General features: G+C 39.7%; 12 protein-coding genes. 6 read left to right on the forward strand and 6 right to left on the reverse strand.

All coding sequences use genetic code 11. The annotated features are described in order from the left end of the window. Positions 1 to 778: 778 nt before the first annotated feature. The 4 genes from ACFFAP_RS24970 to ACFFAP_RS24985 all read right to left on the reverse strand — a co-directional run bounded on the left by ACFFAP_RS24970 (position 779) and on the right by ACFFAP_RS24985 (position 7937). Positions 779 to 2197 carry a SagB family peptide dehydrogenase gene (locus ACFFAP_RS24970; protein WP_375513737.1) on the reverse strand — a complete coding sequence of 473 codons (1419 nt, stop codon included), beginning with the start codon at positions 2195 to 2197 and terminating at the stop codon, positions 779 to 781. A 509-nt stretch (positions 2198 to 2706) separates the two neighbouring features. Continuing rightward, a complete protein-coding gene (locus tag ACFFAP_RS24975) occupies positions 2707 to 3024 on the reverse strand; it encodes a hypothetical protein (RefSeq protein ID WP_375513738.1) in 318 nt (105 codons plus the stop codon). A gap of 45 nt (positions 3025 to 3069) precedes the next feature. Beyond that, the gene (locus ACFFAP_RS24980) at positions 3070 to 6594 is read right to left on the reverse strand and encodes an AAA-like domain-containing protein (RefSeq protein ID WP_375513739.1); all 3525 of its coding nucleotides are present in this window, start codon (positions 6592 to 6594) and stop codon (positions 3070 to 3072) included. Beyond that, on the reverse strand, positions 6591 to 7937 hold the full coding sequence (locus tag ACFFAP_RS24985; RefSeq protein WP_375513740.1) for an AAA-like domain-containing protein: 1347 nt from the start codon (positions 7935 to 7937) through the stop codon (positions 6591 to 6593). The genes ACFFAP_RS24980 and ACFFAP_RS24985 overlap by 4 nt, the downstream gene beginning before the upstream one ends. 1743 nt (positions 7938 to 9680) lie before the next feature. Here ACFFAP_RS24985 and ACFFAP_RS24990 point away from each other — a divergent pair. After that, on the forward strand, positions 9681 to 10694 hold the full coding sequence (locus ACFFAP_RS24990) for an iron-containing redox enzyme family protein (RefSeq protein WP_375513741.1): 1014 nt from the start codon (positions 9681 to 9683) through the stop codon (positions 10692 to 10694). 211 nt (positions 10695 to 10905) lie between these two features. Beyond that, complete coding sequence (locus ACFFAP_RS24995; protein WP_375513742.1) at positions 10906 to 11469, forward strand: cupin domain-containing protein; 564 nt, start codon at positions 10906 to 10908, stop codon at positions 11467 to 11469. Positions 11470 to 11660: 191 nt separating this feature from the next. On the opposite strand, the gene ACFFAP_RS25000 is transcribed toward ACFFAP_RS24995, so the two are convergent. Continuing rightward, on the reverse strand, positions 11661 to 11993 hold the full coding sequence (locus tag ACFFAP_RS25000) for a transposase (protein WP_375513743.1): 333 nt from the start codon (positions 11991 to 11993) through the stop codon (positions 11661 to 11663). Between the two features lie 245 nt (positions 11994 to 12238). Beyond that, positions 12239 to 12619, reverse strand: a complete 381-nt coding sequence (locus tag ACFFAP_RS25005; protein ID WP_375513744.1) for a transposase — start codon at positions 12617 to 12619, stop codon at positions 12239 to 12241. Positions 12620 to 12707: 88 nt separating this feature from the next. Between ACFFAP_RS25005 and ACFFAP_RS25010 the strand changes: the two genes are divergently transcribed. The 4 genes from ACFFAP_RS25010 (at position 12708) to ACFFAP_RS25025 (ending at position 16380) form a co-directional block, all read left to right on the forward strand. Next, positions 12708 to 14327, forward strand: coding sequence for an AMP-binding protein (locus tag ACFFAP_RS25010; RefSeq protein WP_375513745.1), 1620 nt, complete (start codon positions 12708 to 12710; stop codon positions 14325 to 14327). 179 nt (positions 14328 to 14506) lie between these two features. Further along, positions 14507 to 15082, forward strand: a complete 576-nt coding sequence (locus ACFFAP_RS25015) for a TetR/AcrR family transcriptional regulator (RefSeq protein WP_375513746.1) — start codon at positions 14507 to 14509, stop codon at positions 15080 to 15082. Positions 15083 to 15153: 71 nt separating this feature from the next. After that, positions 15154 to 15714 (forward strand): HPP family protein, encoded by a 561-nt coding sequence (locus ACFFAP_RS25020; RefSeq protein WP_375513747.1) that lies wholly within the window; start codon positions 15154 to 15156, stop codon positions 15712 to 15714. Positions 15715 to 15861: 147 nt separating this feature from the next. Next, positions 15862 to 16380 carry a helix-turn-helix domain-containing protein gene (locus ACFFAP_RS25025; RefSeq protein ID WP_375513748.1) on the forward strand — a complete coding sequence of 173 codons (519 nt, stop codon included), beginning with the start codon at positions 15862 to 15864 and terminating at the stop codon, positions 16378 to 16380. The last annotated feature ends 290 nt before the right edge of the window (positions 16381 to 16670 follow it).

Raw genomic sequence — 16670 nt, forward strand, 5'->3', positions numbered from 1 at the left:
ATCATTTTGAAACCTCTCTTAGTTTTTATTAGTAAATAAGATGCGTTTTCCCTGATTACGCAGTTGATATTACAGAGTAGAAGTCGGAGGTTATGTTAGCGGAGGTTGCGATCGCACTATCTAGATTTTATAAGGCTTTGAGAATGTAGTGATAAATCCGGGTATATGCTGTGCTTTGTCCAAAATCCTTTGTGAAAAAGCTTTTTCACACTTAACGATAAAAGTCAGACATACTTACAAATTTTCCCGTAAACCTACTTGAACCTATCCCACTATTCTAAAAATCCCTAGTGCTTTTCGTAAAATGTGCTTGAAAACCTTGATTTTTAGTTTTCAGTTGTCAATAAGCTTAAGCTTTGTAGCACAAATATTATTAGTGGGATAGGTTCTGATAATATCAAAGCTATCTACGCAGAGTGCAAAAGATGTTTTGGTTTTACCCTTCTTCTTCTCAAATCCTGTTGACATTAATTTGATCTGGCAGCTAGATGAATTAAATCTTACCCTAGCTCTGATAGTGCCACTTTGCTCAAGCAAGTCCTCTTGTCAATAGGGTTTGAGACGCGCTAACCCTGGCTGTGACTGCGACTATTTTATTCTCGATTTTCCTAAATTACCAATGTACTGTCGTTTGACATAATCTGTTTTCTGGTACGGCAAACAGTTCAGTTTTCAAGATGTTTACCAGAAACAATTGGCATCTTGGGTTCAAAAGTTCTTAGCGATTGGACAAGCTAAATGCGCCAAAATAAAGCTAGTATGGTGTTTATTTGCCGCTCTAATCGCTTTGCTTACTGCCCAGAATAAATTCCCCCACAGATGTTTCGGCATAATAATCTGTTCCCACTGCTGCTGCAAATAAATCAGCATCTCCATATGCAATAGCGCAAGGAGCTAAATCCATAGCCGTTGCGACTAAATACATTGTTTGAGTTAAAATACCTACGTGCTTTAGTGTAAGAGCATAAGCATTAGCCTCATACTGCCAGCTTCGTTTAGGAAAACGAGCAGCAATTGTAATTAGTACCTGCAAACTTTCTTTACTTTGTCTTACTGCTTCACTTGCTTTTTGTAAAAGGGCTTCAACATAGTTATTGTTATCAGATAATTTACAAAGTTGATGTTCTCTGGGACAATAATGATAAAGACCTGGAAGAATATTTTCACAGTTATTTATGGTTATATATAGTTCTAATTCATAATCTGCTGCTGCGTTTGGGTAAGGTCGGCTGCTAATTTCACCATAATCAGTTTGAATAATATTTTTAACTCTTGCACAGCGATAAAGAAATTCACTTAGCTGTTTATCAGTTATAGGCTTGGCAGCATAACTCCTAATAGACTTTCTTTTTTCTTGTACTAAGGTAAAGGGGAAATCTGTTTCCTTTAGTTTTTCAATATCTGGTTTATACAAATCAATCGTATCATTGGACATTTTTGGCTTGACCACAGAATGCGGTTTAGCCTCACTCAGTAATGGAGTGCTTTTTCTATAATAATTAATATGTCTACCTAATCTACTTCTAGCATGAAAAAGAAGGTCGTGAAAGCTCCATTGAAGAAGTGTAACATTATCTTCTTCATGAATCTTTCCATCTTCATCTGCTTCGGAAATAAATTCAGTGCTTATAAGTAAACCCAAAAATAATTTAATTGTATCTTCTGAAATTCCAGATATTTTTTGCTCAAGTTCAAGATAATTTTGAGGCTTAACAAGTTCATTGATGATTGTAGTAGTAGACCAATATTTTAAAACTATCTGTGCATAAGACAAAGGAGATTCCAAAACTAATTGCTCTTGATATTTACGGCAATAAGCGAAGCGTGATAAAACATATTTTTGCTCTGGCTTCACTTCTTTGAGATGGAATTGATAGTAACGCGAGATAGGTACAATTGTTGCTATTGGATTTCTCTCCTCAAGAAGTGTGTGAGAAATCATAGACCAATCATTAAATTTTTTCAGGTAGTTATAAAACTTAGGAAGTGCAAAATCTCCGTCTATTTTTCGCACTATATCACTAAAATCTTCTTCAGTTGCACCATTAGCAGCTAGTGTTTTTATAGCAGTCAGTAATCCGGGAGTTAGATTGAAAAATTTTAATGTAACTAGGGGCGAACTTACAAAAACTTCTTTTGCTGATTCTTCAAGCAAAGATACGTTGCTTCTAAAAGACAGTAGGAAGAACGACGACATAAAACCGTTTATTGATACTTGGTGATTGTTACCTTGGGTCTCGTAAAGGTCTTGCTTTTAAGTTACTACGGGGTTTCAATGCTTCAAGCTTGTTAAGCAAAGCTCAGAAGAGAGATGCAGTGTTGTCAAAAATTGTACCATAGATACTCAATACGGTTCGGATAAGCATTATTCACTTTCCTTATGGTCTGGGGAAAGGTTAAGGGGAAAAGGAATTTGGATGTATTCAAAACCTTTTCCCTTTAACCAAACCGTATTGGTATCATACCTCTTTTTGTTTTCGGCACATCAATCAATAAAAGCCTAGCATGCAGGGCAAACGCATCATGTCAACAAAACCAGTCTATTCTCAATAGAGGCAAAAGCGATCTCATTAACGTATGTTTATTGCTAAAGATTTAGGCGTAGCTTTGAGTCTTGGAAACTAAACTAAACGAGAAATACTGATTTTTTCATTGGTTCTTAACCTTGATTGTAATCAAGAGTAATTTAGACGCGTTTGCCCTGGTTTACTGCACTTTTGTGTCTCTGCCTTGAGTTTGTGATTGACCTTTTTCTGATTGACCTTTTTGAATAGGTCTTGATGAATCGTCAAGCCCAAGAGGATTTTGATTGGGTTGCTCTTCGATAATGCCGGATTCTATATCTAAGGTAAGTGTTGAAAGCAGACTATTCTTTACTTCGTCGCTCAACTGCTCTTCACTCAATACCTGATTAAACGCTTGTGAAATAGTTGAGATAAGTCTTGCCAACAAGCGCTTCTTTACTTCGTCGCTCAACTGCTCTTTGCTGAATATTTCGTCAAAGGCTTCCCAGATTTTTGACATAATTATCCTCTCTAGCTGGCTGAAAATGGGTTCTAAATAGTTACTTCAATCATTGCACAGAAAGTGATTTTCTTGAATATTGGGATTAGTCTTTAGATAATCCCTCAGCCAATTGCAACCATATTTAAGCAGACGCTCTAGATCTAAAGCTTGCAAAAACTGCCAATTCCACAAAATTATGGTATCATCAGCACTAGCCGAGGCAATCAATTTACCATCTGGGTTGAAACTGACATCATAAACTCCATCTTTATGGTTTTGCAGAGTTTGGAGTAAGGTGCCATCCCTCTGCCAAAGTTTGATAGTGTAATCGTCACTAGCTGAGACAATCAACTTGCTGTCTGGGCTGAAACTGACACTATTGACTCTAGCTTCATGACTTTGTAGAGTTTGGAGTAAAGTGCCATCGTTTTGCCAAAGTTTGATAGTGTTGTCATCACTAGCCGAGACAATGAGCTGACCATCTGGGCTGAAACTGACATCATTGACTCCACTTTTGTGGCTTTGCAAAGTTTTGTATGGGTGATTTTGGAATCTGCCTAGATTTAAATCTCGTCGCCAAAGTTTGATGGTGTTGTCATCACTGGCTGAAGAAAGGATTTTACCATTTGGACTGAAACTGACTTTATTAACTTGAGCCTTATGGGCATTTAAAGTTTGGAGCCAAGTACCATTACGTCCCCATAACTTGATTGTGTCGTCATCATGAGCAGAGGCAATCAATTCACCATCGGGGCTAAAACTGACGCTCTTGACTTCATGAACTTCAGTTGTAGGATAGCTTAAAGTTTTAAGTAAAGTACCATCGCGCTGCCAAAGTTTGATAGTGTTGTCCTGACTTGCTGAAGCAATCAATTCACTATCTGGGCTAAAACTTACATCATTAACTTTATCCTTATGATCTTCCAAAGTTTGAAGTAAAGTACCATCACGCCGCCAAAGTTTGATAGTGTAATCGGCATTAGCTGAGGCAATTATCTGACCATCAGGGCTAAAACTCACACTGTAAACTATATTTTCATAACTTGGGAGATTTTCAAACAAGGTGCTGTCAAACTGCCAAAGTCTGACAGTTTTGTCACCAGAAGATGAAGCTAAAGTCTTACCATCTGGACTGAAACTAACACTATAGACTGAATCGTGATGCCCGATGAGCGTTTTGGTAACTTTGCCTGTGCTTACATCCCAAAGTTTGATCGTGTTGTCACTAGAAGATGAAGCTAATATCTGACCATTAGGGCTGAAATTTACACTTAAAACTGAACTTGTATGACCATTCAAGGTTTTAAGCAAAGTGCCATCATGTCGCCAGAGTTTGACGGATTTATCTGCACTTGCGGTTGCAAACACCTGACCATCAGGACTGAAACTGACTTGAAAGACTATATCTTTATGATCTGTCAATGTTTTAATTAAAGTGCCATCGGGGTGCCAAAGTTTAACAGTACCATCAGCACTAGCTGAGGCTAGTATCTTACTGTCAGGACTAAAACAGACACTAGTAATCCAGTTTTTATGATCTTCAAGGGTATTGAGCAAGGTACCGTCAAGTCGCCAAAGTTTGACGGTTTTGTCTACAGCAGCAGTCGCTAATATCTGACTATCAGGACTGAAACTGATATCACTAATCCAACCACTTTGCCCATTGAAGGTTTTAAGTAAAAAACCGTCAATCCGCCACAGCATAATTTTGCCGTCACCACTGGTAGAAGCTAAGAATTTACCATTAGGGCTGAAACTATGACTAGTGGCTCCCTTCTCGTGTCCCTCTAATGTATGAAGCAAACTGCCGTCACTCTCCCAAATTTTGACAGTATTATCTTTACTGCTTGAAGCCAAAAGGTGAGCATTAGGACTAAAACTGATTTTATTTATCAAATTTTTATGCCCTTCCAGGCGGTTATGCTCTTGGACGTTATTGACTATTATATTTCTTAGCGTATCCACAGTTTTATTTTGAACATCAGGTAGAGCTTTGACATTGGCTAATTCTTTAACTGCCTTGACACTTTGTATTAATGCTCCAAGCTGATCATCTGAGCGTAAAAGAGCTATAGATGTTGCATTCAGTGCTGCGACTTCTGCTAACTTTTGTTGCTCCTTTGCTTCATTTAGCTGGATATCTGCCCATTTCAGCAACATTACTATCACAATAAATATAATTAAGAGTGCGCCAAGTCCTGAGCGAATTATCCGTTGAGCTTTTTGTTGTGCCCTCATCAACGTGTTATAAGCTTCACTTAATATCTGACTCGCTTCTTTCTCTGCATCTAAAGCAATTTGAATATCTTGCTTATTCAACTCAAGGCTGGCGCTGAAAAACTGATAATCCAAATCACTTAAACTTTTACCTACTGCCCATACTTGGGCATTACGTAAGTATTGTCCACGTAAAAGATATGAATAATCCTGGTATTCGGAAGCTTCCCAAGCTGAAATTGCTTCTGCATACGGACGTAGATTTGCTAACTCTTTCTCTATCCAAGTTTCATTAAAAACAGATTTGTAAATGCGGTTCTGAACTCTTAGCTTGTCACCACGCTTGACTACTAAGCCAGATAGACGCAATTCCATCTGTTCAGAACTGTCGTCACTCTGGATTTCCTGAAAGCGTAAAATTTGCTGATACAGCCCTAGTAATCGGCAGTTACGTTTTTCATTGCTGATTACACGTTCGCCAATTGTCTTTAAATGCTGTTGCCGATCTTGCACCCACCAATTTTCAATTATTTTCTTTTGTACAATTTCAGCTACCCACTCTATCTCACTATCTGCATAAGGAAGCTTAAAGGGATTAATGCAAACCAGTTGACACAACCATTGTGTTAAGAACGGCTGCCCATCGGTCCATTTTAAAACCTCTTTTAAAACTGCTTTAGGATTGTTAACTACACCAACCAATCCTTGCTCCAGAGGCATAACTTGCTCTAACTGAAAACCAGTTAATTCAATAGCTTGACTATCAATATTAAAAGGTGTATTTTGGATATTTTCAATTAAATCTAAGGGCGCTGTTACTCCTAGCAATGCAAAGGTAAAACGATTATATTTGGGCTGCAAAGCACGTTTATTATAACAACTACTAATAAAAGCAAAAAAATCATCTTTAAATTTTAAATTTAAAACATTATCAATTTCATCGACAAATAGAATTAGATTTTGAAAATTTTTCTCTAATAGTTCTTCTTCAATAAACTTACTTAAACGTAGCGAGCAAGGAATATATTGATACTTATACCACCAATCTGCTGGATCGACTTCTAAATTTAATCCACTTACTATCAGGCTAAAAAAACCGCCAAAAAATTCATCTGGCGTTACTTCATAACTGCAAATATCCCTCATTTCAATTGCACAACAAGTAAATCCTTCTTTTTGGAGGGTTCGCATTGTTCTTACCCGCAAACTTGATTTACCCATTTGTCGTGAGTTTAACACGTAACACAAGGAACCAGTCTTTAATCCTTCATACAGTTGAGAGTCTGCTTGTCGGACTACATAGGTGGAAGCAAATTCTGGTAAACTCCCCCCTACTTGATAAGAGTTACTCTTGTTAGATGTTGCACTCATAAGCTATTTTGAAAGCGATTTCGGTAATAGTGCCGATATAATTCATAACGTGGTATTACACCATTACTTAACAGTTTAACTAACCCCAAATCGTTTAACTTTACTATAATGCTTTGATTTAATCCTGAATGGAATTCTACTGCGGTACTTGCCAAGACTATCTTTTGAAAAGCATCAGCCAATTCCGGATTGGATTGCAGATTTCTCCAGTGCCGTTCTAGGTGGTAATAATAAATTCCCCATGTCTTATGAGATATTTGCAGTAGTTCTTCAAACGTCATACCAAGTTGTGCCACTTTTTTGAAAGCTTCATTCACCAGAAAAGGATGTCCTCCAATCATAGCCATAAGCTGTACAACTTGAGTCATATTCCAATCCAGTTTATATTGTTGTGCTAAATATAACACTTGCTCTTGATTAAAGTCTGTTAATGTTATCTCACATCCAGCATTAAACGGTGACTGATTGATATCGACCTCAGTATATACTTCCGAATGTGCGATAATTAGCCGGAATTGCCGCCATAGTTGGCGAGTTTTAGAGTCTTCATGCCAAGTTCGCAACATTCCCAAAAACTCACTGGCGATTTCTCGATATGGAAATATTCGGTCTACCTCATCTAAACACAAGATTAAAGGGCTATCTCCTACTAACAAATATTTCTCAAAATAATTTCGACATTTAATCTTGCTATTACCAAGGCTTTTGTGCCAATGCTCTTCTACTGAGTAAATTAACTCTAGCCTGTTAGCAAGTAGAGTACAGAACCACTGTAAGAATTTATCCAAATTTTCAAAATCTTCTTTTGTTGCGTCTCGGAGATTAAAAACTGCTGTTTGATATCCTTTTTGTGCAATATGATACATAAGTTTTGAAACTAATTCTGTTTTTCCAGTCTGCCAAGGGGCTTTAATTCGTAAAAGACATCCTGGCTTCAAAATCTCCAATAAACAGTGTTGTTCAATCAAAGGGCGCTCTACATAATAATCAAAATCGTGATTTAAGGCATCCTTCAGAGATTGTGGAGCTATTAAAAATTCAGATAATCTAGTTTTACTTGTAGGATATTGCTTTTCCCATTCCCTTCGCAATGGTTGCCGAAAAGTTTTTTTACTAATTCGTTCTCCCAGAGCTGTTGACAGCTTGCTCCATAACTGACTCCCAACCTCAGTAATACGACCAGTAGAGTATCCAAGTGTTTCAGCAATGTCCACATAATCCCTATCTTCCCAACAACCCCTGAATATTTTCTCTTCTAAATCAGTTAAGAGGTTGTTACTTTTTATACTTAATAATTGATGTGCAAATTCCAGTGCTTCTTCGTAAGTAAATGTTGAGTTCATACCTCAAAGTGATTTAAATTCCCCCTAATTATTATACTGAGGATGGTAATAGCTGTTTAAAAGGCAATCTCAAACTTTGACTAAATAAATTAGGACTTACAGACTATACAAATTAACCATAATGTGTATTAAGCAAATATCCGTTTCAGGCGCTTGGCATAAGGGAGATCCAAAAAATAAAACACAAGCGCCGTTTCAAGGATATTGTTGCCAAAACGACGAGATTTTGGCGCTTTCGCCCTCCAGGCGAAAGCTAGGCTCATAGCATTTTATTACTTGTAAGTGCCTAACCTTGATTTATTCGCAACATGAGCGATCGCGCTTGTGCTAAACATGGTTAAAACACTCAAATTGTATATAGTATTTATGTACTATACAAAAGTATTATAAATTTGTTACCAGAGAATTTGTACCCGCAGTGTCACAGTCAGTAGACTAAAAAGTTTTGCGATGCCTTCTCTACGAGAGGCTTCTCTTTCAGAGACGCTAACGCGAACGCCAACGGCGGGCGTAGCCATCGCCAGAAAATAGTAGTGTATGATACCGTTTTGGGGGAAATGTACAAAAGCTGATTGCTTTGGGTAGATTATAAGATTAGCTTATCAATAAACCTCAAAAATCAACTAAAATCAACCAGATGGTAAGTACACTTCACAGCCTACTCCATAGTTGCGGTCTACAGCTTGAGGTAAAAACTCTCTTCACTGTTTAAGGGTAAATAGATGAGAGAAAACTTGAAAGCGTGCTTCTTTTTAAATGACAGTCATAGCTAAACCAGACATTCTTCTAGCTCAATTTTCACTCAACTCAAGAAACAAAATCCTCAGACACATCACCAGAACCATATTTTGGTTCAAGAGCTGCTCTTACATCTTTAGCTGATTTATTAGCTTTACTTATGTTGCTACGTCAACTAAGTCATTTAACACTGATATTTAAAAGCACGGTTTTTAGGCAAAAATCTATTTAGGCAGGTATTCATCACACAGCGATCGCAAAAGTTTTTAGTCTACTGACAGTAGTATTTATGTTGTTGGCTTATTCTATCAAAGAAAGTATTTCACGAAGGAACTTCGTTTTTTCTACCTAAAAAATTTTTGGACAAGCCACGCACCATCGCTGTATCCATGATTCTGTACCTTCAAAGAAAGCGATCGCCCCCCCATAGCACTGCCTCAACAAGTGTAGACGCAGCGCCTCCAAGATATCGCCTGATCGATCCGGATCAATAGGTTAAAGCTTGAAATCTTTATCTGTCATAGCTTAGAGCTTTAAAAAAGTGCCATTCATATTTAACTCATAAAGAATAATTATATTCAGAAGATAATTCCTTAGTTTTTATGATGTTTTCTTATTTTCTATTATCAAACCCATTTAAATAAATATTAGTCAAGCTAATTCCTAGTGAAATTTATGATATCAGAATTTCTGCTTGAAATTTAGCTTCTTTATTTACCAAAAATCTCAAACTAATATTAATAATGTTTTCTAGGTTTTCATAATATTTAATTCCGGGAAAAGTCATGATTTTTTCGTATTGTCATATTTTAAAAAAACTAATTATTATAACGTCATGAGGTTAGTGAACCCCCTCTCATACCTGGAACTAAAGTTAAATACTTGAATGAATACTTTGCAGTCCCTATTTACCTTTGAGTTCTGCTCAGAGGCTGAATGCCAGTTTGATAACCATAGTTCCTAAAAAATAGGAATTTACATCGATTTTACCAAGGAAGAAAGAGAATGTTGAAATTGAATTACTCTGAAAAATTATCAGTCAAATCTGACTTAGTACAGACCAATTCCTGGGAAGTGCTTAAGCAGTATGTATATCCCATTGAGCAAGTCAAAAATTTGGCACATGAAGCTTTTCAAAATAAAGGAGGTCTGGCTTGGCAAAAAATTCAGTTCCTTTTATTTGACATGAATTTGCGCTTAATGCGAGAGGGGTTTGGGTTAGCAACTCCCCGCTTCCTCAGAGAATGGGAACTTCGCCACCTGATTGAGCAAGTTGAGCAGCAATATTTACCCCAGGAGCAACTCCCCATTGAACTCGATTGCGTTGAAGTTTTCATGCCGTGGCTAAAAGAGCGGATTAGCCAGCATCGCGTCAACCACCATCCACTATTTAAGCTGTTCGATCGCGATGATTTGAGCGATGAAGAAGTCCGCTACTTCCTTGCCAATTACCGAGTCAACATGCAACGCTTTCACCTGCACGTTGCCGCCTTCAGCCTGATTGTGCCTTTTGAGATGCGCGAAGAACTTTATCACAATCTCCATGACGAGTTTGGTCAGGGGGATTTCGCCCAGGCTCACCCCAATTTATTTGAACCCCTAATGGATTACTTCGGCGGAGCGCGGGAAGAGGATGTTAACCCAGAAACTTGCCACTTGCTCAATACCAAGATTAACCTCTGCTGGTTTGCTGATGGACTTCATTACGGCATTGGCGGGATGGGAGCTTTGGAATTGGCAATTCCCCTCCAACAGCGCCGAGTTTTGGCACACCTGCGCCGTCGCGGTTTGAGTGAAGAGATGGTGAAATTTTTTGTCGTTCACTGCGAACTTGATGAAGACCACGGTGAGGGGTGGTTCGCTGCCGGAAGACCCTATATACACACCTCTCTTGATTTGCAAAAGGTGTTCTCTAGTGCAATGCGGATGCTGGAAGCCAGAGCCGGAGTTTATGACGGTATTCTCAAGGGCATTTTAGAAACCCGTAACCAAGCCAATAAAAGACTCTCCGTCGCTTAAATGGAGGATGTTTGAAAAGTATTGTTGGTAACAGCAATAGCTCCCAAACCTAACCCCCTGAGCAAGCCTTCTCTATGAAGAAATGGGGGTTTCAAAGCCTCTCTCTTGAAGAGGGGAATGAATGGAAGCGGGGTTTTAAGTCTGACTTTTCAAACATCCTTTTAGTCAAGAACAAAGAAAGATTCAATTAATTTAAATAAAGAGCAAGCAAATGTTAAAGAACAATCAAATGTCAAAAATACCCTCATTGGGATACAACGACACAAACAAAAGTGATGCCCCAATTCCAAGAAAAGGCCAATTGATGAGCAATGGGCAAGTAAAGTTCAACCCATTCCCATACAATTCCATTAACGACAGGGTAATTAAGTTTCTGGGCATGGAAAATGTTTCCTTACCAGATGATCTTGAGTTCGTACCTTATCAACCAGAGATTAGAAAAGATGTTGGAATTCACACAATATTTAGTCTGGTAGATCAAGACCCGCAAGGTCCCGATGCCGCAATTCTTAAATATGAGGCAGGCGCATTTGTTGCTTTGCATGAACATATAGGATATGAAATGGTCTTAGTGTTAACTGGGGATTATATAGAGAATGGTGTCACGTTCTTGCCCGGATCGTTAATACTTCGTTCACCAAGCACTTTTCATACAATGGCTTCCATCAATGGCTGCACCATTTTGGCTACGCGTTATATCAAGGTCAAGCAGCGACCTGATTTGTGGAACGAGTTTGCTTCAGGCAACGAAAATGTTAAGCCTGTTTCAGGATAGTCATTAGTGGGAAGTACTCTGATTTTATGGTCAGATTACCAGCATCTTCAATGGTAGTTTCTTTGTTTTGGTTAGGCATACATTCCGACATCCCAAGCAAGTAGGTTTTGAGAATTTATGTTACTAAACTTTACAACATGGGTAATTTTGCACGTTTTTCGTCATATCCCACGATCGCTATATAGCGATTATCAGTCTTCTGAAGTACAGTAGCAGCAGTGAGTAAACCAACCCACTAAATTTTCTATCGTCACTTCTGCGAATGCCGCATCTAATGCCTTGAGTAAATCAGGATATGTCCTTGCACCGATGCGACGGAGAATGTTCTTAATCTTCGACCAACAGTTCTCGATGGGTGAAAAGTCGGGGGAGTAGGGGGGGAGATAAATGAGGCTAGCTCCAGCAGCGATGATTAAAGCTTCAAGTTCATCACTTTTATGGATCGAGCAGTTATCCATGATCACGACTGCACCAGTCCAAAGTCGGGGTACTAACTTTTGAGCGATGAAAGCATCAAAGGTCAAGGCATCGATAGAACCTAAACCACAAAGAGTGGGTGAGCAGTCCTTTCAAGCTAATAGCACCAATCACCGAGACATTTCTCCCTTTGCGATTTGGCTTTGGAGCATAGGCCCGTTCCCCTGATAAAGCGCGGGCACATTTGCGAATGAAGGACAAATTAACCCCCGATTCATCTAAGAAAATCAGATTTTCCACGGGTATGCCCCTCAAGAGTTTCCAGTACTCAAATCGGGCCAATTGGACTTCATCAGTGCCTTTTTTCGTGGGGTGGAGACTTTTTTTTGAGGTTTAGGTTGAGTTTCCAGCGAACCATCCGATTCACTGTGGCCACCCCAATTAACACCTCTGTTTTATCATAAAGTCGTTCCCGCAATTCGCTTAACGTCGCATCGGGCTGTGCTGTGACCAGTTGGCGCAGGATTTCTAGCTGTTCGGCATTCAATTTTGTTGGCGTCTGCTCAGTCCGCACCTTGGGGCCGATCGTGCCCAATTCACGATCGCGTTTGAGTAAATTTTGGACAAAACTTAAGGTGACGCCAAAGTTTTTCGCCAGTTTTCGTTGGGAAATGTCACCGCAGGCATAAGCATCAACAATTTTCTGACGCAAGTCGAGAGAGTAGGCTTTCATCGCCACCAGTTATCAGTAAAATTGCTCTTTCCTATTGTACTGCACTAGACTAATAACCGCTATATCAGTTCAGATTAAAAGAGAACCTATGCATTCCTATGTACCCTTGAGTCCAACCACTTTCTTAGAGCGCAGTGGTCAGGCATTTGCTAACCGAAACGCGATCGTCTACCCTGATGGAATAGTGACTTACGCCGAGCTATTGCACCGCTCTCGCTGTTTGGCACAAGTGCTAAAGCGACTCCAGGTGGGGTATGGAGATCGCGTTGCTCTCTTAACACAGAATAATCAACAGACAATCGAAGCCCACTTCAGTATTCCAGCCATCGGTGCGGTGCTCGTCATGCTGAATCCTTGGCTGGCAGCGCCAGACCTCCTATCCCTGCTGGAATATTGCGAGGCGAAAGTCTTGATTGTGGATGCTTCCTTGAGCGAGAAAATCCTCATTGACTCTCAGGTTACCCTTAACCACTTGCAACAAGTAATTGTTATCAATGGCGCTGCCAACCCAATCTATTCTGAAGTCCTCGACTACGAAACCTGTCTGGCGGGTGAAAATGGCGATTTTCGGCTGGATCAAACCGTTGTCAGCGAACTAGATCCCCTCGCCATCAACTTTACCAGTGGTACTACTGGTCGTCCAAAAGGGGTAATTTGCAATCACCGAGGCGCTTACCTGAATGCACTAGGGCAGGCGCTGATGATTGGACTCAACCGAGCCTCAAAGTATCTGTGGCTGCTCCCCATGTTTCATGTTAATGGGTGGGGGCATATCTGGGCAAATGTCGCCGTGGGAGCCACCCAAGTTGTCCTGCCAGGTGATCAAATCCGGGATGGGTTTGCAGATATAAGTCAGGCACTCTCCCAGTACCAGATTACCCACCTATCTGGTGCTCCTCGCCTTGTGCGATCGCTGGCATCAGCCCCTAGCGACAAAAAAGCATTTCGAGGGCTGACGATTACCACGGGGGGATCTGCTCCTGCTCCTACCCTGATCCAACGATTAGATGAGATGGGGGTCAATTTCATCCACCAATATGGGTTAAATGAAACCTTTGGCCCCTACGTCGTCTGTGAGGAGCAAGAAGAATGGCAGGCATTGCCTGCTTCAAACCGTGCCCTTAAGCGTGCCTGTCAAGGAGTAGCAACCATCCATGCTGGAACGGGATTGCGAGTGGTCGATGCCTCAAAGCGAGACGTTCCTTGGGATGGTCGTACCTTGGGGGAAGTGATTGTGGCAGGTAATACAGTAGCGACAGGCTACTACAACAATCTGGAAGCTACCAAAAAAGCCTTTCGGGATGGGTGGTTCCACACCGGCGACATGGCAATTATCCATCCAGATGGCTATCTAGAGATTCGAGACCGCCTGAAGGACTTAATCTATATAGAAACTGACTACGGTTGGGAGAACATTTCCTCCATAGAGATTGAGAATGTGCTGTGCCGACACGAACAAGTAAAAGAGGCGGCGGTCATTGGGATCTCACCCGAAGAGCTAGGGAAAAACCACACCCTTTTGGTGGCTTTTGTGGAGGTAGGAGACTCCCAAGCCATCACCAAAGAAGATTTGCGCCATTTTTGTCGGTCTCAACTTGCTTGTTATAAGCAACCCCAAGTGTTTTTATTTACCAACTTGCCCAAGACGGCGACGGGCAAGGTTCGCAAGGACTTATTAGTAGGGGAGGCGCTTAGGAAGATCCAATAAAAAATGTTCCGCTGTCGCTTTTGACTGGAGGTCAAAAGCGCTAATATATCAACGCTATACCTAAAATATTTATGATCCGGCGGGAAATTTTTTTCGAGTCTTGTGCCTTACCCACTGAAAATTGAAAAATATTCAGATTCCTACTAGACAAACTTGTCTGTATAAAGTATCTTTATTTTATGAGCTTACGAAATTTATCTGGTGACTCCAGTACAAAAATCTTACAAACAGCATCTAGGCTGTTTTACGAGCAAGGCTACCATGTTACTGGTATCAATCAAGTGATCACCGAAGCAGGGGTATCCAAAGCAAGTTTTTATCACCATTTTTCCTCTAAAGAAGAGTTGTGTATAGCGTACTTGCACAAGCGTCATCAAAATTGGTTTTCTTGGTTGCAGCAAGAGGTTGAACTCTATGAAGATCACCAAGAACGTTTGTTGAGCCTGTTTACTTTTCTAGAACGATGGTTACCTGATAGCAACTTTAGAGGTTGTGCTTTCTTAAACATCGCCTCGGAATTTCCGTTACCCGAGAGTAAAATTCGGCTCTTGGTTGTAGATCACAAAAATGCTTTGCAGGATTACATTAGGCAACTTGTTGACAGATTGAATATTTCAACCAAGAAAAATAATACAGTAATGCTTGCGGATTTCATCTATGTTCTGTTTGAAGGAGCAATTACTGAGAGTCAAATTCATAGATCAACACGAGCTATTCAAGCTGCACGAGAAGCAGTTAAGCGGTTAATTAGTTAACCATTTATTTTTTTAACCCTATTAGACAGACCAGTCTGTGCAAATTCCTTAACAATTTGAGGTGAATGTCTATGCTTAGGCAATCAAACAGCGATACTGGTAGCACCAGAAAAGCAGCGTCTTGGATCAATTTCTTTTATAAGCTAAAAGGAGATAATACTAAACTACCTCCTAAGCATTCGGCTAGAGCAATAATACTTGCTTGGTTAGGAGGATTTCTGGCAATCAGTGCGATCGCGCTTCTCTGCAATACATTTTCTGTAGCACTTGTACTAGGCTCTTTTGGAGCGTCCTGCGTTTTGGTTTTTGGGTTTCCAGATGTACCCTTTTCACAACCGCGAAATGTGCTCGCAGGTCATTTTTTGAGTTCCTTTATTGGTTTAGTATGTCTGAAGCTTTTTGGAGCAACGTGGTGGTCAGTTGCTATAGCTGTTGGTAGTGCCATTTCTGTGATGATGCTTACCCGAACAACTCACCCACCAGCAGGCTCCAATCCAGTTATTATTTACCTGACAAAACCAGTATGGACTTTTCTGCTGTTTCCTACTCTTTTTGGAGCAATAATTTTAATCCTTGTTGCGCTTCTCTATAATAATTTTACCCACGAAAGTAGATACCCGAAATATTGGTAAAACAAATTATTTAGATCAAGGGTATGAGTAGTATTCGCGCAGAAAACTGGGTTAATAGATATTACATTAGTAACAATACATCTGTCAATTTACGAGGGTTTAAAGCCACAAAAAACGGGATAAATATATTAAATTTTAGGAGAAAAAATGACCAATATTTTAGTAAATGACGCTAATCCTGAAAGCCAAAACCTCTTAATTAAATGCTTAGAAACAGCAGGGTTTGAGGTGATTATTACAGAAAATGGTCTTGTTAGTGTTCATCTAAAACAGGAGAACTTGTCTACTACCACCGAAAGGAAAAAATCAAATACTCAAGAGTCCATATTTCCATCCATTCCTCGACTCCGTGAGGTTTTTGAGTTCATTGAATTAAATTATCATCAAAGTATTAGTCTGAAAGAAGTAGCTCAAGCAGTCGGTTATTCCTCAGCTTACTTAACCGACTTAGTGCGACATCTTACTGGAAAAACGGTCAATAATTGGATTATCGAGCGCCGGATAGTGCAAGCAAGCACCTTGCTTTTAGAAACTAACGAGTCCGTTGAACAGATTGCTTTAAAAGTAGGCTATCAAAATATTAATCATTTTTATTGTCAGTTTCGCATTTCTTATAAAAATACTCCTCGTGCTTGGAGAGAAGTACAGCGTTGTAAAGTAGCTTAGAACCAAATACTGCAAACATTAGAAGGAATGGCTGGCTAAATAAGTCTTATATTTGGTGACTACGATGCTTGTTTGGCTTACGTTACTATTGCTAGTTGCAAGCCAAATTACCTCAATTACCAAATACTCAGTTTGTAGATTTACCAGGTTGTAAATGAGCAGCAGTGAGCAATTGCCGAAGTAATTACTCACTGCTGTTTTTCCCTATAAGTTTTTCTAGAAGACATTTATCATCTCTAATTTAACTAAAGTTTCTGGATAAAAATATTATAAACACCATTGTTCGTAAC

It is taken from the genome of uncultured Nostoc sp. (assembly GCF_964245575.1).
In the GTDB taxonomy this organism is placed as follows: Bacteria; Cyanobacteriota; Cyanobacteriia; order Cyanobacteriales; family Nostocaceae; genus Nostoc.

What these genes read in the sequence shown, in the direction of transcription:
- ACFFAP_RS24970 (WP_375513737.1), bottom strand. Translation starts at nt 2,197, where the DNA reads ATGTCGTCGTTCTTCCTACTGTCTTTTAGAAGCAACGTATCTTTGCTT.
- ACFFAP_RS24975 (WP_375513738.1), bottom strand. Translation starts at nt 3,024, where the DNA reads ATGTCAAAAATCTGGGAAGCCTTTGACGAAATATTCAGCAAAGAGCAG.
- ACFFAP_RS24980 (WP_375513739.1), bottom strand. Translation starts at nt 6,594, where the DNA reads ATGAGTGCAACATCTAACAAGAGTAACTCTTATCAAGTAGGGGGGAGT.
- ACFFAP_RS24985 (WP_375513740.1), bottom strand. Translation starts at nt 7,937, where the DNA reads ATGAACTCAACATTTACTTACGAAGAAGCACTGGAATTTGCACATCAA.
- ACFFAP_RS24990 (WP_375513741.1), top strand. Translation starts at nt 9,681, where the DNA reads ATGTTGAAATTGAATTACTCTGAAAAATTATCAGTCAAATCTGACTTA.
- ACFFAP_RS24995 (WP_375513742.1), top strand. Translation starts at nt 10,906, where the DNA reads ATGTTAAAGAACAATCAAATGTCAAAAATACCCTCATTGGGATACAAC.
- ACFFAP_RS25005 (WP_375513744.1), bottom strand. Translation starts at nt 12,619, where the DNA reads ATGAAAGCCTACTCTCTCGACTTGCGTCAGAAAATTGTTGATGCTTAT.
- ACFFAP_RS25010 (WP_375513745.1), top strand. Translation starts at nt 12,708, where the DNA reads ATGCATTCCTATGTACCCTTGAGTCCAACCACTTTCTTAGAGCGCAGT.
- ACFFAP_RS25015 (WP_375513746.1), top strand. Translation starts at nt 14,507, where the DNA reads ATGAGCTTACGAAATTTATCTGGTGACTCCAGTACAAAAATCTTACAA.
- ACFFAP_RS25020 (WP_375513747.1), top strand. Translation starts at nt 15,154, where the DNA reads ATGCTTAGGCAATCAAACAGCGATACTGGTAGCACCAGAAAAGCAGCG.
- ACFFAP_RS25025 (WP_375513748.1), top strand. Translation starts at nt 15,862, where the DNA reads ATGACCAATATTTTAGTAAATGACGCTAATCCTGAAAGCCAAAACCTC.